Origin of the sequence: Priestia sp. D3YE.R1, from assembly GCF_049199565.1 — a bacterium.
GTDB classification, from domain to species: domain Bacteria; phylum Bacillota; class Bacilli; order Bacillales; family Bacillaceae_H; genus Priestia; species Priestia aryabhattai.
Genome location: NZ_JBLTHW010000015.1, coordinates 12966 through 36780 on the forward strand (window position 1 = coordinate 12966; position 23815 = coordinate 36780).

General features: G+C 33.9%; 19 protein-coding genes. 14 read left to right on the forward strand and 5 right to left on the reverse strand.

What is annotated here, in order from left to right:
• Positions 1 to 28: 28 nt before the first annotated feature.
• Positions 29 to 253: a hypothetical protein gene (locus ACOZIR_RS27810; protein ID WP_011106165.1), complete on the forward strand. Its 225-nt coding sequence runs from the start codon at positions 29 to 31 to the stop codon at positions 251 to 253.
• A gap of 328 nt (positions 254 to 581) precedes the next feature.
• Here ACOZIR_RS27810 and ACOZIR_RS27815 read toward each other — a convergent pair whose 3' ends face one another.
• Positions 582 to 1166 (reverse strand): NAD(P)H-dependent oxidoreductase, encoded by a 585-nt coding sequence (locus ACOZIR_RS27815; protein ID WP_045289608.1) that lies wholly within the window; start codon positions 1164 to 1166, stop codon positions 582 to 584.
• 105 nt (positions 1167 to 1271) lie between these two features.
• The gene (locus ACOZIR_RS27820; RefSeq protein WP_045289606.1) at positions 1272 to 1916 is read right to left on the reverse strand and encodes a hypothetical protein; all 645 of its coding nucleotides are present in this window, start codon (positions 1914 to 1916) and stop codon (positions 1272 to 1274) included.
• 760 nt (positions 1917 to 2676) lie between these two features.
• On the opposite strand from ACOZIR_RS27820, the gene ACOZIR_RS27825 reads away from it, so the two are divergent.
• The 3 genes from ACOZIR_RS27825 to ACOZIR_RS27835 all read left to right on the forward strand — a co-directional run bounded on the left by ACOZIR_RS27825 (position 2677) and on the right by ACOZIR_RS27835 (position 4608).
• Positions 2677 to 3471, forward strand: a complete 795-nt coding sequence (locus ACOZIR_RS27825; RefSeq protein WP_045289604.1) for a DUF2935 domain-containing protein — start codon at positions 2677 to 2679, stop codon at positions 3469 to 3471.
• Between the two features lie 335 nt (positions 3472 to 3806).
• A complete protein-coding gene (locus ACOZIR_RS27830) occupies positions 3807 to 4316 on the forward strand; it encodes a DoxX family protein (protein ID WP_045289601.1) in 510 nt (169 codons plus the stop codon).
• Between the two features lie 136 nt (positions 4317 to 4452).
• A complete protein-coding gene (locus ACOZIR_RS27835) occupies positions 4453 to 4608 on the forward strand; it encodes a DUF1540 domain-containing protein (RefSeq protein WP_075422865.1) in 156 nt (51 codons plus the stop codon).
• Positions 4609 to 4784: 176 nt separating this feature from the next.
• Here the strand turns inward: ACOZIR_RS27835 and ACOZIR_RS27840 are convergent, their stop codons facing one another.
• On the reverse strand, positions 4785 to 5066 hold the full coding sequence (locus ACOZIR_RS27840) for a hypothetical protein (protein WP_045289599.1): 282 nt from the start codon (positions 5064 to 5066) through the stop codon (positions 4785 to 4787).
• Between the two features lie 170 nt (positions 5067 to 5236).
• Between ACOZIR_RS27840 and ACOZIR_RS27845 the strand changes: the two genes are divergently transcribed.
• The 9 genes from ACOZIR_RS27845 to ACOZIR_RS27885 all read left to right on the forward strand — a co-directional run bounded on the left by ACOZIR_RS27845 (position 5237) and on the right by ACOZIR_RS27885 (position 17246).
• Positions 5237 to 6724, forward strand: a complete 1488-nt coding sequence (locus tag ACOZIR_RS27845; RefSeq protein ID WP_045289597.1) for an FTR1 family protein — start codon at positions 5237 to 5239, stop codon at positions 6722 to 6724.
• 19 nt (positions 6725 to 6743) lie between these two features.
• On the forward strand, positions 6744 to 7907 hold the full coding sequence (efeO, locus tag ACOZIR_RS27850; RefSeq protein ID WP_045289901.1) for an iron uptake system protein EfeO: 1164 nt from the start codon (positions 6744 to 6746) through the stop codon (positions 7905 to 7907).
• 57 nt (positions 7908 to 7964) lie between these two features.
• Complete coding sequence (gene efeB, locus ACOZIR_RS27855) at positions 7965 to 9167, forward strand: iron uptake transporter deferrochelatase/peroxidase subunit (protein ID WP_421536096.1); 1203 nt, start codon at positions 7965 to 7967, stop codon at positions 9165 to 9167.
• A 67-nt stretch (positions 9168 to 9234) separates the two neighbouring features.
• On the forward strand, positions 9235 to 9444 hold the full coding sequence (locus ACOZIR_RS27860; RefSeq protein WP_152640829.1) for a twin-arginine translocase TatA/TatE family subunit: 210 nt from the start codon (positions 9235 to 9237) through the stop codon (positions 9442 to 9444).
• A gap of 1105 nt (positions 9445 to 10549) precedes the next feature.
• Positions 10550 to 11581: a LacI family DNA-binding transcriptional regulator gene (locus ACOZIR_RS27865; RefSeq protein WP_045289592.1), complete on the forward strand. Its 1032-nt coding sequence runs from the start codon at positions 10550 to 10552 to the stop codon at positions 11579 to 11581.
• 980 nt (positions 11582 to 12561) lie between these two features.
• Entirely contained in the window at positions 12562 to 13995 is a 1434-nt protein-coding gene (locus ACOZIR_RS27870) for a sugar porter family MFS transporter (RefSeq protein ID WP_080890116.1), read from the forward strand.
• A gap of 84 nt (positions 13996 to 14079) precedes the next feature.
• Complete coding sequence (locus tag ACOZIR_RS27875; protein WP_045289590.1) at positions 14080 to 15003, forward strand: sugar phosphate isomerase/epimerase family protein; 924 nt, start codon at positions 14080 to 14082, stop codon at positions 15001 to 15003.
• 35 nt (positions 15004 to 15038) lie between these two features.
• Positions 15039 to 16205, forward strand: coding sequence for a Gfo/Idh/MocA family protein (locus ACOZIR_RS27880; protein WP_045289588.1), 1167 nt, complete (start codon positions 15039 to 15041; stop codon positions 16203 to 16205).
• A 282-nt stretch (positions 16206 to 16487) separates the two neighbouring features.
• Positions 16488 to 17246, forward strand: coding sequence for a DeoR/GlpR family DNA-binding transcription regulator (locus ACOZIR_RS27885; RefSeq protein ID WP_045289586.1), 759 nt, complete (start codon positions 16488 to 16490; stop codon positions 17244 to 17246).
• Between the two features lie 1317 nt (positions 17247 to 18563).
• Here ACOZIR_RS27885 and brnQ read toward each other — a convergent pair.
• Both brnQ and ACOZIR_RS27895 read right to left on the reverse strand, forming a co-directional pair.
• Positions 18564 to 19916, reverse strand: coding sequence for a branched-chain amino acid transport system II carrier protein (gene brnQ, locus ACOZIR_RS27890; protein WP_045289585.1), 1353 nt, complete (start codon positions 19914 to 19916; stop codon positions 18564 to 18566).
• A 524-nt stretch (positions 19917 to 20440) separates the two neighbouring features.
• Positions 20441 to 20704 carry a hypothetical protein gene (locus ACOZIR_RS27895; protein ID WP_237758354.1) on the reverse strand — a complete coding sequence of 88 codons (264 nt, stop codon included), beginning with the start codon at positions 20702 to 20704 and terminating at the stop codon, positions 20441 to 20443.
• A gap of 984 nt (positions 20705 to 21688) precedes the next feature.
• Here ACOZIR_RS27895 and ltrA point away from each other — a divergent pair.
• Positions 21689 to 23650, forward strand: a complete 1962-nt coding sequence (ltrA, locus tag ACOZIR_RS27900) for a group II intron reverse transcriptase/maturase (protein WP_421536095.1) — start codon at positions 21689 to 21691, stop codon at positions 23648 to 23650.
• Positions 23651 to 23815 lie beyond the last annotated feature (165 nt).

The window sequence follows — 23815 nt, forward strand, 5'->3', positions numbered from 1 at the left end:
AAACTTAGGATTATGGGGGAGTTTTATAATGATTAATCGCGATTTTCTAATGGGATTTGTATCAGGAACAGTGGTAGGCGCAGTAGGCTACCGTTTATATGAACAAAACGGTGGGCAATTACAACGTTTGGTTCAACCTAAACAGGCATATGGTGGACAACAAACTATTTCATCTTATCAACCTTCTATGGAAGAGCTTCAAGCACAAAAAGAGCGTCTAGAAGATATGATTGCTGAATTACAAGTAAAATAATGATAAAAAGAGTGAGAGATAGTTCCAGGCTATCTCTCACTCTTTTTACTTCATAATGAAGGGGGATTATTTTTACATGATTAGATATTTTTGCTATATACCAAAAAGTTTCCTGTGGCAAACTATTTCTTTTATTATATTCTGTGATTTTAAAATTATCAATACTTATACAGAAAAATACTCCAATTTTACAAGTGATGGATGACTGTATATTATATATAGCTATACTTAACATAATGTGCTTTTTTGGAACCCAAAAAACTAAAACATAAAAAATCAAATAAAAGTCAAAAAAGACTACCTGATTTGGCAGTCCTTTTTCTTTTCCTTATGAAAAGTGACGATTAATAGTATCTTCCACTCTTGTTAACATACCTTTATAAGACCCTTCATCAAGGTATCCAATACTTCCAAATAGTAAATGTTCTACCGTTTCGATTCCAGTAAAATCAAATATTCCAATATCAGATGTTACTTTCAATCCTGCTGTCATACCAATCTCGTCATAGACTTCATTAGGGGTACCATGGGTATTAATAATTAACCCCTTTTTACCTTTCAAGAGTTTAACAATCCCTTCTGGACCAGGCATATAAGCAAAACCATAGGCAAATACTCGATCTACATATCCTTTAAGAATAGCTGGAAGTCCCGTCCACCAAATAGGATAAATAAATGTTATCGCATCTGCTTCAGAAATGAATTCTTGTTCTGTTTTAATGTCATTAGGTGTCTTTCCTGCCTTCATAGCCTCCGTATCTTCTGGTTTTAAAACAGGTTGGAAATTAAGTTCATATAAATCACGCACGGTAACTTTGTGTCCATTTTTCTCTAACGCATTAACGGTTGTATCTAAAATCGAATGATTTAAACTCTCTGGATTAGGATGAGCGTAAACAATAAGATGTTTCATAGCAAATAACCTCCGTGTATTTATTTTTTATTTGTTTACTAAAGATAATTTAATATTGAAGAAATTTTTTAATAATCTACAGTATTCCACTGAAGATTATTAAAATTATTGAGTGAATTTCTCTGGAAACTTCTTCACAACTCCCGTGGAGATCGTATCTGCCATTAAGATGATATGTGAGACACCTTCATCAATCGCACCAATTCTTGCCTCCCAATCTTTTGCTAAGCTCGCAGATAAATCATTTGCCACCAATTTCAGATGCATATACAGTAATTTTTTCAGATCCTCATTTTTTAAATAAGGGTTAGCATGGCTAAGGAACGCTGCTATCTCATCAGCATTTCGATACCATTCTTTGTTTAGCTGATTCACCAAGGCTTTCTTTCCAGTTTTAGCTGCATCTACAATCTTTCCGGCAAGGATAATATGTTCCTTAAGCAACTCTGTAAGTTTGTTCCCAGCTTGCTCCCCGTATACTGGTTTCACAGCATTCCCTATATCCTCTTGATTTTTAAGCAATCTTGTCAATACCTGCTTTTGGTCTTCTGATCCTGCTGTTGTTGCACTTGTAATATAATTACTTGTCCACAGTACATGATCCATCCAAAGTCTTCTGAATTCATTTTCAAACGTTACCTCAGATTGGCTAATACGATGTTCTTGAGCTTCAGCGACAGTATTAATGGGTCCAGCCAACATATTCAGTGGAAATAATAAGATAAATCCTACTATTACTATTCTCTTCATAAAACTACTCCTTCCAAATTAAATGATTATCGACCTTATTATTTGTATAGGAGATTTTTTACATTCCTCAAAACGTTACTTTCTAATCGTAATTCTTTATAGAGTACGTCACATGCCCAATTAGCTAACACGGATGAAAGGTTATAGAGGATCTCTTTCTATAAGAGCGTAGTAGAAAATTCCAAATTCTCAGCTCTTGTATTTATATATTCATAAAGAGTATTACTTGTCTCATATGCTTATATAAAACCCTAGATGGAAAAGAGGTGAAAAATGTGAAGCATATGCTGATGGTATGTAATCAACATGTGAAGGAGGGACTTGTACGCCTTGAAATTCCCCATGTAAAGAAGATTCACCACTCTAAACATACCTGTTCTTTTTGTAATAAAAAGGCTGAAATAAAAATCTATTATTCCATCGCTCAAAAACATAGTAAAACCAATTTATAGTATGAAGGAAAATAGTATGAGAAGCCTAAAACTTTGGGCGCTTTCAGCAAAAATAAAGCCGCAATACTCGATCTACATTTGTTGGTCTTTTACTAATATGTAGGGCTGAAAATCAAAGAGGACTAGTCAATATGCCTTCTTTTTATACAGCAGTGCCATTCATCTAAATAATATAATGGATTTAAGAATATATTGAAAAAGCTCAAGTCTGAAAAGATTTGAGCTTTTTTATGTGAGCCTAAGCATGTCCAGGCATAAAGCAGAATAACTTAGAATGAAACTAATTTACAATTGTAGGAGGGGTAATAATGACTAACGCATTTGTTGCACAATCCCTAGACGAAATTCGTTTTTGGGCAAGGATTATGAAGGAACACTCATTGTTTCTTCGATTAGGTTTTAGATGTGAGGATACACAATTAATTCAGGAAGCGAATCAATTTTATCAATTGTTTGAAGAAATTGAACAACGGTCTCATTCATTTAATAATCAAACAGATCCGGAGCAAATCAAAAGATTCAATTCAGAAGTCCAACAAGCAGCCACAGGTATATTTGCTTTTAAGAGAAAAGTTTTAGGCTTAATCCTAACCTGTAAACTACCGGGTTCAAATAACTTTCCTCTTTTGGTTGATCATACTAGTAGAGAAGCCAACTATTTTAGAAAACGATTAATTGAATTAAACGAAGGGAAATTGAAGCCACTTGCTGATGCCATTATAAAGGAAAATGTCTTTTTTTTAAGAATTATGGCTGATCATGCCCAGTTTATAGGTCACCTTCTTGATCCATCCGAACGAAAACTTGTTGATATGGCCAGAAACTTCAGCCATGATTTTGATCAATTAGTTTTTCAAGCAAGAGATTTAGAGTCTATGAAACCACAATCTCAAACGGTTCCTCTTTTAGATCAATTTCTTGATCAGAATCGTGTGTCCGTAGCTTCCCTTCGGGACTTTAAAAAAACAGCTAGAGATTTAATTGAGGAATGTAGAATTAAAAGCATTATCCATCCTCTTCTGGCTGATCATGTTTTTCGAGAGGCTGAAAGGTTCCTTCATATTATCGATATGTTTGAAAAGAGTCTTCAAGCACATAAATAATACATTGATGTTAAATTTGAACTTTCTTCTTTACGAATCTTAATGACTTACATTCAAAGGCTTCGGATTTTAATGAAGCCTTTTGTTATTACCTTTGGTGGTATGTAATTTGAGGGAAACCTATCTTCTTAACCTTTATAAGATTACATTTTTTATGACTCCGTTGATTTCTTACACCGCCTAGAATTTTATATATGGGTTACTCACATAGACGATGCTTTTTAGGATTGCTGCGAGAATTTTTTTACATAGCCTTTAAAAAATGATAATGATATTCATTTTCAATTGTGATATTATAATTTAGTACTTATATTTTGTTTATTGGAGGAAACAACATGTTTATTGAGGTTTTAAGACAAAACAAGAAGGTCTCTATACTCTTAGCTGTATTACGTATATATCTTGGGTATACATGGTTAATGGCTGGATGGGGGAAAATAGCAGGCGGACAGTTTGATGCTTCTGGTTTCTTGAAAGGAGCATTAGCACAAGCAACTGGAGATCACCCAGCAGTTCAGGGATGGTGGGTTGTCTTTCTAGAAAACTTAGCCATTCCTCATGTAGAACTATTTAATACATTAGTACCTTGGGGAGAATTATTAGTCGGAATAGGGTTATTGATTGGTTGCTTTACTAAAACAGCCGTATTCTTTGGTCTTGTTATGAATTTTTCTTATTTGTTTAGTGGTTCCACGAGTACCAATGTACAACTTGTTTTATTGTCTATATTTATTCTTATTTCTGCTTTAAATGCAGGTAGATATGGAGTAGATGGTGTGTTGCTATCACGACTTAAAGATAAACTATTTTTTAATAAAACCACTGAGGTCAAAGATGTGGCTTAGTTTCTTTACATAGGTTCATAAGATCACCAACATAGGCGGTCTTTTTTATTATTTACGGATGTAGGTAAACCTTATAAAAGGTCAGTATCAATTACTTCCAACTTGTTAATCATAACAAAAAAGGAGGTGTGATAATATGGAGCAAAATATTCTTTGTGAAGTAAACAACTGTAAATATTGGCATTCTGGCAACAAATGTAGTGCGGATGAGATATATGTTGTCAGCCATAAAGGCAAACAGGCATCAAATAGTGAGGATACAGATTGTAAAACATTTATACCAGAAGCCTAATAAATAAGGGTAGCCATAAGGAAGATGGTTACCCTTATTTATTAATAATATTGATATTAATAATCATTTTCATTCATAATTGTTTAATTTTTAACTTCTTTTCATTTTAAAATAATAAGTAAGGTAATATAAGAAACGTTCAATAAACCTTATAAGTGAAGGTTCATTGAACGTTCTTATAGTTCTGGAAATTTCATTATAGTAACTAAATCCGTATATTGTGACGATAAGAAAAGAGGGATAAGAACAACTCTATTTTTCTTATCTGCAGCACAACATTTAAGAGAACAGAACTTACTTGTAGCCCGTATAGGTTTGTATTCTTTTCTACAGATTTTACACTCTTTAATTGAATGTTTAATATAGGCTTGTCCTTTACATGATTGAGAGCAGTATTTCGCATTTTTATTATAACTTTTAAACTCAGAATCGCATATTTGACAAATAAATTGAGCCAAGATTAAATTCCCTCCTATCGCATTACATATCCAAAGGATAAAATGCATAACTTTCCTTGTTTTTATTTGGATGTTTTTTCCTTTAAATTTTGTTTGACAAGTTATTATATTCTAATGATAATTAAGAGGTCAATGATAATGATTTTCATTACTATATAGGAGTGTTAGGCATGATAAAACAAATCTTCATTATTTTAATGGCCGTGGGACTAATAGTTATTTCATTTACTACTACCAGTTCTTTTGCAAAAGAAACTAATTCTAAAGAAACAGCAAAGCAATCTATTCAATATATAGATAAGGCTATTTCCGATATGAAAAAGGAAGATTTAGACGGAGCTAATCAATCGTTTCAGTTATTCAAACAAGAATGGACGCAAATGAAGGCAGGCATTCAAAAAGATTCTTTATATGCTCATGGCAAAATTGAAAGAGAAATAGCTGCCATATCTATAGCCTTATTAAATGAAGATAAACAAGAAGCCGAAGAATCTCTAGAATCACTTAAGAGTTTCTTAAATCAATATAGCAAGGGCCAATTGACAGATAAACCACAATCAGATAAAGAAATAAGTCTAGCGTCATATGTAAAACTTTTAGAAAACACTAAAAAAACTTTAGAAAGCAAAGATGTAGCAAAAGGAAAGGCTCAAGTACAAGAGTTAACATCCCAATGGCTAAGTGTAGAAGGGAATGTTGTAGGAAAATCTCAGACTGTCTACAATAATTCAGAAAGAAGATTAGTAGAGTTGGATTCATCTTTAAGTAATCCTAAAGAGGTTAACAAAAGTATTGAAATTATAGATAAAATGATTATTGATTTAAAACCATTAGTTAACACCTCGTATAGTATGTGGGATGCAGCTCTTATTCCAATTAGAGAGGGAGTCGAAGCTTTATTAGTTATTGGAGCGCTTCTGACAATTACCAAAAAGGGGCCTTCAAATAAAGGAAACCGTTGGGTTTGGGGAGGAGCTTCATTAGGTATTCTTTGCAGTCTAGTCATTGGCTTTCTAGTTACTTATGTTTTAAACTCTGCAACTTTCGGACAAAACAACTTCCTAATCAATGGTTTTTCAGGAGTAGTTGCCAGCCTCATGCTTTTATATGTTAGCTATTGGCTACACAGCAACTCAAATGTTGAAAAGTGGAACAAATTTATCAACGGAAAAACAGCACAAGCTCTTAGTAATGGAAAGATGTTTTCATTCGCAATACTAGCATTTTTAGCAATTTTAAGAGAAGGAATTGAAACAGTTCTCTTTTTAATTGGTATGGCTAGTCAAATGTCCTCCTCACAATTAATTTTGGGGATAGCAATTGGTTTTGGAGTTCTAATTGCTATTGGAATTTTCATGTTGAAGATTGGTATTAAATTGCCATTAAAACCATTTTTCTTTATTTCTAGTATTATCGTGTTTTATATGTGTCTCAAATTTATGGGGTCAGGTGTACATAGTTTGCAGTTATCAGGAATAGTTCCTTCATTAAGTACAAACCTCATTCCAACCATTGATGTGTTAAGTGTATATCCTTCTTGGTATAGTACATTGCCACAACTTCTTATAATTGGATTTGCTTTATTAATACTGATAGTTCAGAAAAAGAAACAAAACAATACAAACAATACAGATCAAAAAAACCAGGGGGTTATTTAACATGTTCTTATCTAAAAAAATTACTTACACTGCACTTACCCTATCTTTACTAACTGTACCAGCTTTAGGTGCATGCAGTAATTCAACAAATTCTAGTGCTCAGGATGATACGAAACAAGCAGCAAGTCAAGGGAAGGAAAGTAAACAAGATACTTTAAAAAGTAACGTAAATAAGATGCAAACTACGCTTGATAAACTGCAGAGTGGTTTAGAAAAACAGGATCAAAAACAAATTAAGAAATATGGGAAAGAGCTCTACAATCAGTGGTTATCTTATGAAAATAACATTCGTGAGAAATACCCACTTCTATACACAGATACAGAAAAATATATCCTTCCACTATCTACTGAAATAGAAAAAAGCTCACTTGATCAGAAAAAGGTGCAAGAACTAAGTGTTCAGCTAGATCGTTCGTTGGAAAATCTAAAAAATGCGAAAGAAACAGCGACAAAGACATCAGAAGCATTGAAAAAAGCTGTTAATAATTACAAAACGTATGTAAATGACCAAACAGAACAGTTAGTAAAAACGACTACGACCTTTACAGATGCTGTGAAGGCAGGAGATCTGGAAAAGGCGAAAGCTTCTTATACAGAAGCTCGTGTATATTATGAGCGTATTGAACCAATTGCCGAAAGTTTTGGTGACCTAGATCCAAAAATTGATGCTCGTGAAGGTGATGTTGACGCTTCAGAATGGGGAGGATTCCATCGTATTGAAAAAGCAATTTGGAAAGACTCTTCTTTAGAAGGAATGGATCAATATGCAACTCAACTAAATAAAGATGTACAGGATCTACAGCAAAGAGTAAAAGAAGTTAAATTAGAACCTACACAAGTAGTCGCTGGTTCAATGGAACTGTTAAATGAAGCTGCTATTTCAAAAGTGACTGGAGAAGAGGAAAGATACTCTCATATTGACCTAGTAGATTTAGCTTCAAATGTAGAAGGTTCTCTAGCTGTCTATCATGCTGTTTTACCAATTCTGAATGAAAAAAGTCCAGATCTTTCAGAGCAATTAGATAAAGAATTTAATCAACTAACAGCTACCTTAGGGAAATACCAAAAAGATGGAACGTATCTTCCGTACACAGAATTAACGAAGGAACAGATTCGGGAACTGAGTCAACAGTTAAACACATTATCGGAATCTATGGCCCAAACAGCTGAGATATTTCAATAAAAAAGGAGAATGAACGTGAAAGAATCGAAGAGGCCCAAACAATACACGCGTCGTGATATGTTAAAAATGTCAGTATTAACGGGTGTAGGTGTTGCGGTAAGCACAAGTAGTATCGGCGTTTTAGCTAATATGGCTAATGGGCTAGGAAATTCAAGCGAGAAAGCCTCAAGCAATTCTGTAGATGATTCTATTATTTCTTTTAATGGAAAACACCAAGCAGGAATTGTAACGCCTCAGCAAACATATGCTTATGTAGCTGCTTTTGATTTACTAACAGATCAAAAAGATAAAGTTATAGATCTTTTCAAAAAGTGGACGTTGTTGAGTCAATCTATGACTCAGGGAGAAGTTAGTAAAGACAATAATAATGATTGGTTTCCACCAAAAGATACAGGAGAAGCAAAAGATTTAACTCCTTCCAGATTGACCTTAACATTTGGCTTTGGTCCTTCTTTCTTTTCTAAGAATGGAGAAGATCGTTTTGGTTTAGCTGATAAGAAGCCGAAGCACCTTAAGGATATTCCAGCAATGCCAAGAGATGATTTGCAAGAGCCTTTTATAGGAGGAGACATTTCTGTACAAGTTTGTGCAGATGATCAACAAGTGGCATTTCACGCTGTACGCAACCTTATTAAATCAGCAGTAGGCGTAGCAGAAGTAAAATGGATGCAATCTGGTTTTATTAGTGCTCCCGATGAGAAAACCCCTCGGAATTTATTTGGCTTTAAAGATGGTACGGCAAATGTTTCTTCTACCGATTCTGAATCTCATAATCGAATTATTTGGGCGAATAATTCAGAGCCAACATGGATGCAAGGTGGAACTTATATGGCTTTTAGAAAAATCCAGATGTTTTTAGAAGTATGGGATCGATCATCTCTTAAAGACCAAGAAGACACGTTTGGTCGAAAAAAAGATAGTGGGGCTCCTTACGGCAAAGTAAAAGAACACGATAAAGTAAGTCTTATGCAAATGCCTCCTACTTCTCATACAGCTTTGGCAAAAGGAACGAGACAAGAGATTTATAGAAGAGCGTATTCTTATACAGATGGGGTAGATCCTAAAACAGGGAATATAAATGCAGGACTTATGTTCATTAGTTATCAAAAGAATCCTGACACACAATTTATACCAATGCTTAAGGTGTTATCTCAGCAGGATAAATTAAATGAGTATACGAAACATATAGGTAGTGCAATGTTTGCTTGTGCTCGCGGAATCCGTAAAGGAGAGTACATTGCACAGTCTTTGTTAGAATAAGCTTATAAGAATTTTATCAGGTTAGATATCTGTTTTTTTAGTACTGTTATAGATAGGAAATGAGGTGATTGTAGTGGTAGGACCTGGAAGTGCAATTTTAATAGGTGTGACAGCTTTAATTATATTTGGTCCCAAAAAGCTACCTGAGTTAGGACGTTCCGCCGGTAAAACACTTCGTGAATTTAAAAATGCAACCCAAGGAATTATGGAGGACCATGATAAAGAGGAAAAAAAATCATTAAAAGACGAAGTGAAAGATGACAAAACATCTCTTTAATAAATGGGGCTATGTTATTTTCTGATAAATACAGAAGCCAAGTTCTCTATATGTAAAGAACTTGGCTCTTAAGTAATTTCAAATAGGGATGCTAGTTAACATAATCACAATTATAAGAACCAAAAAAGCCCTCCTATTGAGCTATAAACTCAAATAAGAGGACTTTTTCTATATGCTTATGTATTAGTATTATCTTTACCTAATTTGCGATCAACTAAATAGGCCAAAAAGAAAATTGTTGGGATAAATAAAAGTTTTAGAGGTGATAAATTCTCAACAGATGTATGAGTAATATAGAATGTTAAGAAGACAAGCGCTAAAACTAATGTAAATATCTTTTCTTTCAAATCGCACACCTCAATTTCCTTACAATTACATTATAACATATATTTAACATATCTATTTTTAGTCTACATAATGTCTCTTTCCGGAACCAAGCAAGCAAAAGAACCCTTGCGGCAGTAGGGTTCAGCTAAGGATTCTTTTGCTTGAGTATGCGTCTTTTTATACATCGTTGATATGACTACGTTCTTTGGGTAGTTGAAAGAAACGAGAATGTATAAAAAGAGCTCCTTTTATACATATGCTGAAACCTCTAAATAATTGATTTTAAGTGTAAATATGCTATATTAAAGATCAGACTATTTTTACAAATTTCAACGTAACCCTATTTTTGAGCAACCTCGCGTCCACTGCCGAGGTTGCTTTTTATTTTGTCAACGATAATAATTTTAACATCATGTAATAGATTTATCTCTCCTCCATAAAAGTATGTCTAACAGGAGAGATAAGTTTCACTAGTATCTGTAATTTAATACCAATAACATTGAGAATAATGGAATATACATATATAATAACAATATATAAAGCGCTTTCTATATTTTTGAAATAAAAGATATTATAGATTGTTTATAATATCTTTTGTTTAACATATCTAAAGCGCTTTTCAATAGTGATTATATCAATTAATAAGTATTCTTGAGTAAAAGAGACAAAAAACAGAAGTTATCGCATTAATTATTTAAGGTTATAAAGCCGATTAAGGAAGTTACTATAAAAGTAACTGAACTGGTGAATCGTATGATAGAAAGAAGGTATATAATGAATGAAATCAACTATCTATGATGTAGCAGAAAAAGCAGGAGTTTCTATATCTACAGTATCAAAGGTTTTAAATAATCAACCAGTAGGAAAGAAATCAAAACAAAAAGTTTTAAAAGTAATGCAAGAACTAAATTATAAACCAAGTGTGGTTGCATCTGCCTTAACAGGGAAGCGAACATCTACAATTGGATTTCTGTTACCGGATATAGCTAACCCTATAGTTGCAGAAATGGCTCGTAGAGTAGAGGACCGGGCACATGAATATGGATTTAATGTTGTGGTTTGTAGTACCGATTTGAAGTTAGAGAAAGAAGAACGATACGTATCTTTGCTAAGACAGAAACGTGTAGATGGATTTATTCTAGCCGGTGGCTTTAGAAACAGAGAAATAGCCTTAGAATTGGTAAAGGATAATATTCCAGTTATACTTCTTTCTGAATCTCAGCCGTATTCATCTCTTACCACCGTAACGGTTGATAATTTTATTGGTGGATATGAGTTAGCTTCTCATTTAATCTCTCTAGGCCATAGAAGAATTGCAGTTATTGCAGAGGACAATTCAAGTAGTCAGGAGCGTATACGTGGATACAAACAAGCATTAAAAGATAATGATTTGGATATTCCTGAAGAACTGATTATGACTAGTGATTCAAGCCCGGAACATGCACAGCTTTTAACAACAAGCTTATTGGATTCTTTCAACCCGCCTACTGCAATTATGTCTTGTAACGACGTATTAGCAATTGGAACTCTTTTGGGAGCACGAGAAAAAGGTTTAAAAGTTCCTGAAGATCTGTCCATCACCGGATTTGATAATACCTTGTTATCTAAAAGTTGTGACCCTCCTTTAACAACAGTAGAAGTACCTGTTCAAAATATGTGTTCTCAAGCTGTGGATTTACTTATCGAAGAGATAAAAGGGAAAACAATAGAGAAACAAAAGATTTTAATGTTACCTAAGTTGATTATTAGAAAATCAACGAGTTTTTGTCCGGTACAATCTAGAAATATAGCTCCTCTACAAAGTGAATGATTTACCAATATAGTTGTGGTATTTGGAAAGGAAAAATAAACAGAAAAAGCTAACAAATTCATGTTAAAAAGAGCCACTGGGGTATTAATAAAGCTAGCTTAATATTTGAATTCTTATATTATGGTGATGCTGAACATGCATATATGCTCAGCATCACTTTTAATTATGAAGCAAAGACTCCATAATAAACTCGCCTTTTTCTCAAATATATCGGTTAAATAATATGCTTTTACATGTTCAAGTTTATAATTTAAGGTTTATAAAGTATGTAGAATAGTGTGGTAATACAAAAATGGTCGATTAATTTTTATAAAGGCAATATATAAAGCGCTTTATGTTTAAATTTATCCATTGTATAAAATAGACTATCTTTTCTAAAAAGGATAGGCATTATTGAACTATCGCTGCCTTCCACCATAAATGAAATGAACCTTATAATAAAAATAAGAATATAGACCTCAAAAATATATTTACAAAATATACTGAATATTATACAATTAGTTTACAAAATATAAAGCGCTTTCGGTAATTTGAATAAACAATATATTAAAAATGCTTATTGTATAGCTTTAAACAAAATATAAAGCGCTTTACATTTTTGTGAGTAGTCCATATATGTGTAAAGAAGATTTAGAGGAGGAGATGAATATAGAATGATGAAAAAATTGAGATAAAAGTGAGGGGACAAACACTATATAATCTATCTACTACATAGTTAGTAATGGAAAACGAAATTGATAATTATAGAAAGTAAGTTGTTATAAAGAAATTTAAGGATATAGGGATGTAGAGTAAGGTTATTTAAGATACTTCAGTTTTACCAATAGTGAGTGGTGATTTTCTTTTATTAAGGTAAATGAAAGCGCTACCTATCAATGTTATCACAAGCTTTTTTTATCTTGTTAGTTTGAGAAATAAGGACAAACGAATTAATGCATTAATTGGAGTTAATAAAATATGACCAATGAGGATGATAATGCATGAGTAATCAAGCAATTAAAAAGCCAAAAAATCATAAGAGTTATTTACAAACCATTATGGTTTCTGCTACGTTTGGTGGACTTTTATTCGGCTATGACACGGGGGTAATTAATGGGGCCCTACCTTTTATGTCCAGAGCTGATCAACTTAATTTAACACCGTTTACAGAAGGTTTTGTTACAAGTTCATTGCTTTTTGGAGCAGCAATCGGTGCATTTTTAGGTGGACGACTGGCGGATCACTATGGACGTCGAAAAACAATTCTAAATCTTGCTTTATTATTTTTAATTGCAACGATTGGCACAGCTTTTGCTCCTAACGTTCCAATTATGGTATTTTTCCGATTTATGCTAGGTCTAGCCGTTGGAGGAGCTTCCTCAATGGTACCAGCCTTTTTAGCAGAAATGGCACCAGCAGACAAAAGGGGAAGAATGGTTACCCAAAACGAGCTTATGATTACCGGAGGGCAATTATTGGCCTACGTTTTTAATGCTATTCTTGGTGTGGTATGGGGAGATATTGGACATGTCTGGCGATATATGCTTATCTTATGTGCAATTCCAGCTGTAATGTTGTTTATCGGTATGTTAATTGTTCCAGAAAGCCCACGTTGGCTAGCTTCCAAAGGAAGAAAAGATGAGGCTTTACGGGTATTAAAACAAATTCGGAATGAAAAGCAAGCTGAAGCTGAATTTGAAGAAATACAAGAGGCAGTAAAACGAGATTCAAAGCTTCCGAAAGCTTCCATTAAAGACTTTTCTACACCTTGGCTGAAGCGTATTTTATTCATTGGAATTGGAGTGGCTGTTGTTAATCAGATTACCGGTGTTAACTCAATTATGTATTATGGCACTCAAATTCTTCAGGAATCTGGTTTTGGTACAAAAGCAGCTTTGATTGCTAACATTGCTAACGGGCTAATTTCGGTAATTGCTGTTTGTTTCGGTATATGGCTGGTTGGAAAAGTTAACCGTCGTCCTATGTTAATCGTTGGGCTTTCTGGAACTTCATCTGCGCTTTTACTGATTTCCATATTTTCTAATATACTTGAAGGCTCTGCGTTACTTCCGTATGTTGTACTTTCTTTAACTGTTTTATTTCTTGCATTCATGCAGGGATGCATAGGTCCAGTGACATTTTTAGTTATTGCAGAAATATTCCCACAGAGATTAAGAGGACTTGGTTCGGGCATCAGCATATTTTTCTTGTGGATAGTAAACTGTATAATTGGTTTTTCATTTCCGGTCTTACTAAGCTCTATTGGTTTGTCCGCAACATTCTTAAGTTTCGTATTCCTTGGATTATTAGGTATTTGGTTTGTATATAAATTTATGCCGGAGACAAATGGCCGTTCACTTGAGGAACTAGAAGAAGAGTTTCGTTTAAAATATGATAAGAAAAGTAATATTACTCCAATAGACAAGGCCCAGTAGAAGTAAACTTTGGGATTTAGAAGAACACTTAAACAATAATATGAAAACGCTTAATTAAATATATAGAAAATAGGAGGGTTATAGATGAGTATAAAAATTTCAGGGGCGCCTTGTTGTTGGGGCGTTGATGATCCCAGAAACCCATATCTTCCACCGTGGGAGAAAGTTTTAAATGAAGCTTCACAAGCTGGCTATAAAGGGATTGAGTTAGGTCCATATGGATATATACCCATGAATATTGAAAGAGTACAAGCAGAGCTCTCTAAAAATGATTTAACGATAATAGCAGGAACTATTTTTGATGATTTAGTATCAGAGTCTAACCTAGAAAACTTATTGCATCAGGTCGATGATATTTGTTCATTAATAACAAAACTACCTTCAATTCCACAAGAAAAAGAACAAAAATTTCTAACTCCCTATTTGGTAATTATTGATTGGGGACATGATGAGAGAGATTATTATGCGGGTCACCCTGACAAGGCAGTACGATTATCTGAAAGGGACTGGGGTAATATGATGGGCCATATTCGTGCACTGGCAGAAAGGGCATGGAAAAAATATGGAGTACGTTCTGTCATTCATCCACACGCAGGTGGTTACATTGAATTTGAAGACGAAATTGAAAAACTTTTAGAGGATATACCTTATGAAGTGGCGGGGCTTTGCCTAGATACAGGGCATTTATACTATTCAAAAATGGATCCGTTAGAGTGGCTTCAAAAGTGCTCAGATCGATTAGATTACATTCATTTTAAAGATATTGATCTTGATATATATAAACAAGTAATGGAAGAACGTATTCGCTTTTTCGATGCTTGCGGTAAAGGGGTTATGTGCCCGATTGGACAAGGCGTCATTGATTACAATTTGATTCATAAATTATTGAAAGAAATTAATTACCATGGATACATCACAATTGAACAAGAGCGAGATCCTAGAAACTCTGACACGAGTTTACGTGATGTTAAACAAAGCGTTGATTATTTAAAAAGTGTGGGGTATTAATAAAAATTTGGTTGAGAGAAAAGGGGATGTAGAGAATGATTTACGGAGAGAAAAAGATAGAAAGTCCAATTCGTTGGGCAATGGTAGGCGGCGGAAAAGGAGGTCAAATTGGTTATATCCACCGTTCAGCTGCGTTAAGAGATAATAACTTTCAATTAGTTGCTGGAGCTTTTGACATCGATCCAGCACGTGGGAAGGACTTTGGTGTCAATTTACATGTTGATCCGGAGCGTTGCTACCCTGATTATGAAACCATGTTTGAAGAAGAAGCTAAACGTGAAGACGGCATTCAAGCTGTCTCAATTGCTACTCCAAACGCAACACATTTTGAAATTACCAAGGCGGCATTACATGCTGGCTTACATGTGGTATGTGAGAAACCATTATGTTTTACGAGTAAAGAGGCAGAAGAATTGGAGATTCTTGCTACAAAGAAGAATCGTGTTGTTGGGGTTACATATGGTTATGCAGGACATCAAATGATAGAACAAGCACGTCAAATGATTGCAAATGGAGATTTAGGTGAAATTAGAATTGTTAAAATGCAATTTGCTCACGGTTTCCATTCATCCGCAGTAGAGAAAGGTAATGCAAGTACAAAGTGGCGTGTTGATCCTAAAGTAGCTGGACCTAGTTATGTATTAGGTGATGTAGGCACTCATCCTCTTTACTTGTCTGAGGTAATGTTGCCTAACCTAAAAATCAAGAGATTAATGTGTTCTCGTCAAAGTTTTGTAGAAAGTCGCGCTCCACTTGAAGACAACGCTTTTACAATTATGGAATATGATAATGGTGCGGTTGGAACCGTTTGGTCATCATGCGTAAATGCTGGTTCTATGCATGGCCAAACTATCCGTGTGATTGGTTCAAAAGCTAGTATTGAATGGTGGGATGAGCACCCTAATCAATTACGCTATGAGATCCAAGGTAAGCCAGCTCAGGTTTTAGATCGAGGAATGGATTACCTTTACCCTGAAGCATTAGTTGATGATCGTATAGGTGGAGGACACCCTGAGGGGCTATTTGAAGGCTGGTCAAATCTATACGCGCGTTTCGCCTTAGCGATGGATGCTGCAGACCGTGGGGAAACATTAGAGAATATGTGGTATCCAGATATTAAAGCAGGAGTGGAAGGGGTTCGATGGGTAGAGAATTGTGTACGTTCTGCTGATAATGGTGCTGTTTGGGTAGAGTATCAATAACTTTCAAAAGTGATTTAATTTATTCTATATATAACTGATGTATAGAGGAATCAATTAAAATTTGAAAATGTGCTTTACTTCAATTAAGAGGTAAAGCATTTTTTAGTCTTTTATTCTCTGGATAATCAAGCATTAACTTAATATCTCTTGGTGAAGTAAATAATTCTCACTTGAAAAAGCGCAGTGATTATTAATGAAAAGTAAGAGATTTTCAGCATATATAACTATGGACTCATTTGAGGGAACTGACTTTAAATTTACAATTTGAGGATGAGGATGGGAATGTTAAAAACTAAGCGAATTCAACAAATTCAGGAATATGTTTTTGAACACCAATCTGCCTCGTTAGATGATCTCAGTACTGTTTTTGGTGTCTCCAAGACCACAATTAGACGTGATATTCGAAAGCTAATTAAAGAAGGGATGGTTCAAAAAGTGTATGGTGGAGTAGCTATAAACCATGCAAAACTTGAATCATTTAACGAGAGAAAAGCACGAAATCAGTTTCAAAAAAAGTTAATTGCTAAAACTGCAGCTGGTTATGTAGAAAATGGAGATGTAATATTTATAGATTCAGGTACAACTACATTAGAAATGATTACATTTCTAAAAAACAAACAAGTGACTATCATTACTAATAACCTGGATATTATAATCGAAGCCTTACCCTTTGAAAGTTTAAGTGTGATTTCAACTGGCGGTTTACTCGAACGTGCTACTAAATCATTTTCTAGTCATAGTCATGCAGATTCTTTTAAGAAATATAATTTTGATAAGGTATTCATGGCTTCAACAGGTGTTTCAATATTAAATGGAGTCACAAATTCATCGCCCATTGAAAGTGGAATAAAAGAAATAATAGTAAAGGGAAACGCAGATGTTTTTTTATTAGTAGATCATACTAAATTTGACAAGTATGCCATGGTCACTTATTGCGGGTTGGAAGAAATTGATTACTTAATAACGGATGATTTTCCAGATGAAAGTTATGAAAATTATGCTAAAGAAAATAATATTGAGCTTATCGTTACTAAGGAATAAACAATTATTATTTTATCTGTTTGATACTCTAATCTAATAATTCAATTAAGTAATAATTAATCTTTTTTAATTAAAGCCAAAACCTAATCTAAATCCGGATTAGGTTTTTTTGATTGTCGGGAAACCTTTAAAGTCTTAAAAAGAAGTTAAACAAATTCTTATTTTAGTTATCATAACAAGTATTATCAAAAGTAAATAACTTAATATAACAGTAGACGCCATTCTGCCTCTTCTTATTGAGGTCTCGACATAAACAAGGAAAAATATGTACTAAAAGAGAAAAACCTAAAGGATTTTCGTTTAATTTTTTAATTTTACTAAAAAATACTGAAAAATGGAGAAAAGACACGAAATAGTAAGAAAACACTACATTTCACGCGCTTTAAATGCCAATGTTTTCGCTTTCATGGCTGTTGTTTCCGTTTTCAGTGACTTTGCTTAAATAAGACCCTACATGACATAATTAAAACAACAAATCATAAAGGAGGAAAACAAAATGAGAAAAATAATTGAATTAGTTTCTAACGTAAGAGAAGCATATATTAAATCAATGGATAGTTATGGAAATGCAATTTTAAAAACAAAAGTAAAGTAAGGATGATTTTAGTTGAAAATCTATATGGAATATAAAACTGATCCACCAACCGATTCCCAAAGATAAAAATGAGAATCGGTTTTTTTATTAAAAAATTCCTCGACTCCTCTCCATGCTTTTAGTTATATCTTCTAAATTAATAACGTTACAAAAAAGTTATGTATTCACTCTTACCTTAACTTAATCAAAGTCACAAACAGTTTTTTGCCTATCATAAATAAAGTACAATAACTAGAGCAAAATACTTACGATGCAATAGAGCATCAGCCAAACGTTTATATTTCAACGACTAGGAAAACTACAGAGTTAGACCACTAGTTGTTCATTTTTAAAGTTTATAAAGAGCTGCCTATCCTGAAGCTCGGAGGCAGCTTTCTATTTTATTAACCCTAATAATTACTTTAACGTCTTGTAATAGATTTAAATATCTTGTCCGTAAAAGTATACCTTTACAAACAATTTGTGTATATAAAAAATCTATTATTTTTATCGTTCATTTAGGTTTAAAGAGAATTTACGAACGCCCTCTTGAAGATACAGACTTTTACGAACTAGTTTTATGAACAATATAATTATTCATTTAAATTAATTATAAAAAATGCAAAAGAAGAGGCATCGTCTAAATATATTAGAAAACTCACAAAAAGAGTCTTTGACTCATAAGAAGTAAAGACTCTTTTTGTATTGTATTTGTTTTATTTAAGATAATTAAAGTGAACTTATTATTTATTTAACCTTGTTGATCTAGAAGTAATTTGCTCTTTGTTTTTAAATAAGTTAACTCCATAACCCAAAAGGCCTCCAATGATTGCTGGGAATATCCAGCCTAATCCGATATGGTAAAGAGGGAGGTAGTAAGTAAATAATTGATCGATACCAGAGATGTGTAAGCCAAAATCATTTAATCCGTCTACTAGGCTTACAACAAACGTTAAGAATAGGCTACCTTGGTATACCTCAGCACATCCTTTAAATAAAGAATGAAGGAATGTCAAAAAGATTAGAACAATTGCTAATGGATAGAGAACTGTTAAAACAGGTACTGAAAAAGAAATTAATTGATTTAATCCGACATTTGCGATTATTGCGCTAAATATGGATAGGCTAATCGCAATTTTCTTATAAGAAATAGATGGTAATAATTTATGGAAATAAGAAGAGCATGCAGTAATAAGTCCTACGCTAGTTGTCAGACAAGCTACTGTAATCATTAAGCCTAGCAGTACGCCTCCGTATTCTCCAAAATAATAATTAGATACTTTTGCTAAGACCGCACCTCCGTTATCTAAATGCCCAAGCTTTTCTACACTTGAAGCACCCATATATGAAAGGGCAGAATAGATAGTTGCAAGAATAATAGCAGCAATTCCCGTAGCTTTTAGGCAAACAGTTATAATTTGCTTCTTTGTTTTAGCGCCTTTCTCTTTAATTGCATTGATAATAATGATTCCGAAAACGAAAGATGCAAGAGTATCCATTGTTAGGTATCCTTCTTGGAATCCATTAAAAAAAGAGTTTGTTACATATCTTTCTGTAGGTGCTTGAAATTTTCCAATAGGATGAATAAAAGCTACTAGAACTAGAATTCCAATGAATGTTAATTTAATCGGTGTTAAGAATTTTCCGACAATATCGACAATTTTCGCCGGATTGAGAGAAAAAAAGCATGTAATACTGAAAAATATAATAGTAAATATGAGTAAAGCTATAGAACTAGAGCCTTCAGAAATGAAAGGTTTAAGTCCAATTTCAAAAGAGACATTACCTGTTCGTGGGATAGCAAATAAAGGTCCAATAGCTAGATAAAGAACAGTTGTAAATACTAAACCAAAGATAGGATGTACGCGACTTGCTAATGATTGTAAATCTTCTTTTCCAGAAAATCCAAAAGCTAGTACACCAAGTAAAGGCAAGCCTACTCCAGTAACTAAAAAACCCGCATTTGCTGACCAGATGTTTGCTCCCGCTGACTGACCAAGCATGGCAGGGAATATTAAATTTCCAGCTCCAAAAAATAATGCAAATAACATTAAACCAATGATTACTATAAAAGAAAACGGTACTTTGTTTGACACGGTGAAACCCCCATTAATAATATTCTTCATAAAAAATTAAATTTTCAGATAACTTTAACTGCAAATAACTTATCTTTTTTGTATTATAAACAGTCAAATTACATATTTCAATATAAAAAATAAACTTTTTTGATAAAATTTAAAAAATTATCAATTTTCCGTTCATTATTCGTTATTAAAATAAAAATAATATTAAAAACCAAAATCTTTATTCAAATCGCGTACATTAAGTAGTTCAATACGGATATTTTTTTTTAGAAGACCATAAATAATATTCAAAACGCGTATATTATTCTGTTAATTAATGGGATTTAATTACATGCAAGAAAGTTTATAAATATAGTACTACGAAACTTATAAAGCTTTTTAAAATGGGCTGAACATCAAAAGTAAAATCAATTATTTAATATCTATAAAATACATAATAAATTTTATATATACTGAAAAGACCTTATTAACATATTAATTAAGGTCTTTTTATCATTATTTCTTATTCCGATTAAATCCAACGATGTATATTACTTTCAAAGCACTTTATTTGACCTTATCTTTTTCTTTTGAATCCAAAACTCACTATGTAAGCTATTGATAATGAGATAAAAGCAGCAAATACTAAACTTTATGTAAGAAATCTCTAAAGCCCAAAGGCCGTATTTGTCTGCATTTAAACGATACATAGACCACCACTGTCCATTTTCACCTTTGAATAATGAAACGACAATCCATAAAAGAACTAAGAATAAAAACCATGAAAAAAAGATAATATAATTAGTCATTTTCTTATTCATTTGCCATCTCCTTTATCTTCCAAATTCACTCGTAATATTCTTGGCTCCTATTATATTAACAATAATCGGGAAAACTTTAGAGTTTTTATTGAATAAAGAACGTTTGTTCGTATATAATAGAGAACAAACGTTCTTTATTTGAGGAGTTATTCCAATGGATTATGAATATCCGCCAAACAGAGTCATTATTTGTATTGATATGAAAGCATTCTTTGGTGCGAGACGTTAATCTCAAAAGTTAGGCTAATAACCTAACGGGGAGGGATTGATCTCAATGGAATCTGAATTTAGATTACAAGAGATACAACTTTTTCAGTGACAGAAGGAATGATTGAGTAACGCCTTGAAACTTCTGCGGTAATACGCCCTAACCTCAAGTCGCAGCAACGGCTTGGGCGACCATAGCTGGGTAACGTATGCATGAAAGTAACCCGAAGTACCTCTCATGAGGTAACCGAAAGCCAAAGGGAGTAATAAACCCGGTGGAACTGGACGAGTAATGTATGCCGTGGATTATATACGGTGAGAATGTGATAAATCACTGACGAACTCGCGAATGTACGCTTCGATAGCTTTACGGCTTAGAAATGAGTCGGGTCTGAAAAGATGACTTGGTTTAAGGAAACAAAGGTAATCGAAGATGCCCTAATTCTTACACTGTTATAGGCGGTGGAGCAAACCACGGAGTAGAGTGAGCACCTAAGTATAATTAATGATAGCTGAAAAGGAACGTCGGAAGCTACCAACGTATAGTGTGAAATAAAACTAGGCAGGCATGTCGAGTTAGAGGGGAAAATTCCGTAAGGATATAACTCTCTTTAATGGTAGATGAAAGTAGTGGCACGACCGATGAAGGTTATGTAATAGAACTGGAGGAACAGCCACGAGGCAATAACTAAGGTTAAAACATGATTTCACTAAATCCTAGCATGGATTCTGGTAGGACTAAAAAGGTCACTGAATTTCAAAGGACGGTGACAAACCATGAATAAACACTCAGTAGGAAAAAGGCTTAAAGACAAAAGTATCCGAAACTCAGAATACTACAGTATGACAGAGACTTTCGATAACTTGTATCAGAGGGCTAAGAACAAAGAAAACTTTCGACAACTAATGAAAATAATCGTTTCTGAAAAGAATATCCTACTAGCCTATCGAAATATTAAGCGAAATAAAGGAAGTAGAACACCATCAGTCGATAAGATTACCATTAAAACTGTCGAAAAAATGTCCCAAGAAAGTTTTGTTAAGTCTGTTAAAATGCGATTTAAAAATTACACACCAGGTAAAGTTAGGCGTAAGGAAATTCCAAAACCAAACGGAAAAAACAGACCTCTTGGCATACCATCGTTTTGGGATAGACTTATCCAACAATGTATCTTGCAAGTTCTGGAACCGATATGTGAAGCACACTTTTGCCCTAGGAGCTATGGATTCAGACCTAATCGGTCTGCCGAACAAGCTATTGCAGATTCAGTTAGAAAGATTAATCGGCAGGATTTAACTTTCGTGGTAGATGTCGATATTAAAGGCTTTTTCGATGAAGTAAACCATGTAAAGCTAATGCGACAATTATGGACATTGGGAATACGAGATAAACAACTGTTAGTAATTATACGAAAGATACTCAAAGCCCCAATTATAATGACTGATGGTTCAACCATATATCCTACAAAAGGAACACCGCAAGGTGGAATATTAAGTCCACTGCTCGCCAACATCAATCTGAATGAATTTGATTGGTGGATAAGCCGACAATGGGAAACGTTTGTGGTAAAAGAGAGGACGCCCAAGCTAACAAAGCAAGGAGCGCAAAACCGTTCACACGAGAATGTCGAACTTAAAAAAACCAGACTAAAACCAATGTACATAGTGAGGTATGCAGATGACTTCAAAATATTTACGAATATAAGAAGCAACGCCGAAAAGATTTACAAAGCGTGTAAACGATGGCTCGAGGAAAGATTGAAACTTCCTATCTCTGAAGAAAAGTCCAAAGTGACGAACCTAAAAAGGGAAAGAAGCGAATTTCTTGGTTTTACCTTAAAGGCGACCAAGAAAGGTAAGCGTCTTTCCACGGGGAAAACCAAATACGTGGCAGAGACTCATGTATCACCAAAAGCTATCAAAATTCAAATAGCTAAATTAACAGACCAAATCAAAAAGTTACAAAAATCAGCAAGCCATCGAGAGATAATTAGGAATATTGGAAAGTACAACAGTATGGTGATTGGAGCGCACAACTACTATTGCATTGCCACCCATGTAAGTCGAGATTTTCATTGGCCCGGAAGAAACTTAACTAGGAAAATGTACAACCGGCTTCCAAGAGCTAGCAAAGCAGATACCTTCGGTTTCTCAAGGGTAGGTAAATATAGTGGCAAAGATAAAGGAATTATTCCCTATCTCGGATCAAAAACCATAAGATTCTACATGAAAAAACCAATTCTTCCTTTTGCGTATATTCTGCATAAGAATCCTATGAGCAAACGTATAGCTATTAATAAGTACACACCAGAAGGACGAAAACTAATCCATAAAGGACTGGAAAACGTGACCGAAGCAGAATTAAGGTGGCTAAGGGAACATCCAGTAATTAATGACAGAGCAACAATTGAGTTCAATGATAATCGAATCTCCCTATTCGTTGCACAAAACGGAAAATGTGGGGTTATGAATGAAAAGCTTGAACTGACAGACATGCATTGTCATCACAAACAATTATGGAGTGAAACGCAGGACGACAACTACGCAAATCTTATTCTCGTAAAATCAGAAATTCACAAGCTGATACATCTAACTAATGAACCTCTGGCCAAAAAGCTAGTGGACAAACTAAAAATGACAGATAAACAAATCGAGAAATTAAATAAACTGCGATTTCTTGTGAAAAACAATTTAATCTGTACTAACAAAACTTACTATGAACAACTAACTTTGTTCTAATGAACTAAACCAATGAAGTGTTTATGACTTAGTAGAAATCAAACTTAGGAATTGCTGGAGCGCCGTGTGAGGTGAAAGTCTCACGCACGGTGTGGAACGGGGGAAAGCCCAAAAGAGAATGGAATCATACCAGATTTTACACTTAGTAGGCTACCTATCGTTATC

Coding starts and splice junctions, on each gene's coding strand:
- ACOZIR_RS27815 (WP_045289608.1), bottom strand. CDS start 1,166: ATGAAACATCTTATTGTTTACGCTCATCCTAATCCAGAGAGTTTAAAT.
- ACOZIR_RS27820 (WP_045289606.1), bottom strand. CDS start 1,916: ATGAAGAGAATAGTAATAGTAGGATTTATCTTATTATTTCCACTGAAT.
- ACOZIR_RS27865 (WP_045289592.1), top strand. CDS start 10,550: ATGAAATCAACTATCTATGATGTAGCAGAAAAAGCAGGAGTTTCTATA.
- ACOZIR_RS27845 (WP_045289597.1), top strand. CDS start 5,237: ATGATAAAACAAATCTTCATTATTTTAATGGCCGTGGGACTAATAGTT.
- ltrA (WP_421536095.1), top strand. CDS start 21,689: ATGAATAAACACTCAGTAGGAAAAAGGCTTAAAGACAAAAGTATCCGA.
- ACOZIR_RS27885 (WP_045289586.1), top strand. CDS start 16,488: ATGTTAAAAACTAAGCGAATTCAACAAATTCAGGAATATGTTTTTGAA.
- efeB (WP_421536096.1), top strand. CDS start 7,965: ATGTTAAAAATGTCAGTATTAACGGGTGTAGGTGTTGCGGTAAGCACA.
- ACOZIR_RS27870 (WP_080890116.1), top strand. CDS start 12,562: ATGAGTAATCAAGCAATTAAAAAGCCAAAAAATCATAAGAGTTATTTA.
- ACOZIR_RS27875 (WP_045289590.1), top strand. CDS start 14,080: ATGAGTATAAAAATTTCAGGGGCGCCTTGTTGTTGGGGCGTTGATGAT.
- ACOZIR_RS27830 (WP_045289601.1), top strand. CDS start 3,807: ATGTTTATTGAGGTTTTAAGACAAAACAAGAAGGTCTCTATACTCTTA.
- ACOZIR_RS27895 (WP_237758354.1), bottom strand. CDS start 20,704: ATGAATAAGAAAATGACTAATTATATTATCTTTTTTTCATGGTTTTTA.
- ACOZIR_RS27825 (WP_045289604.1), top strand. CDS start 2,677: ATGACTAACGCATTTGTTGCACAATCCCTAGACGAAATTCGTTTTTGG.
- ACOZIR_RS27835 (WP_075422865.1), top strand. CDS start 4,453: ATGGAGCAAAATATTCTTTGTGAAGTAAACAACTGTAAATATTGGCAT.
- ACOZIR_RS27810 (WP_011106165.1), top strand. CDS start 29: ATGATTAATCGCGATTTTCTAATGGGATTTGTATCAGGAACAGTGGTA.
- ACOZIR_RS27880 (WP_045289588.1), top strand. CDS start 15,039: ATGATTTACGGAGAGAAAAAGATAGAAAGTCCAATTCGTTGGGCAATG.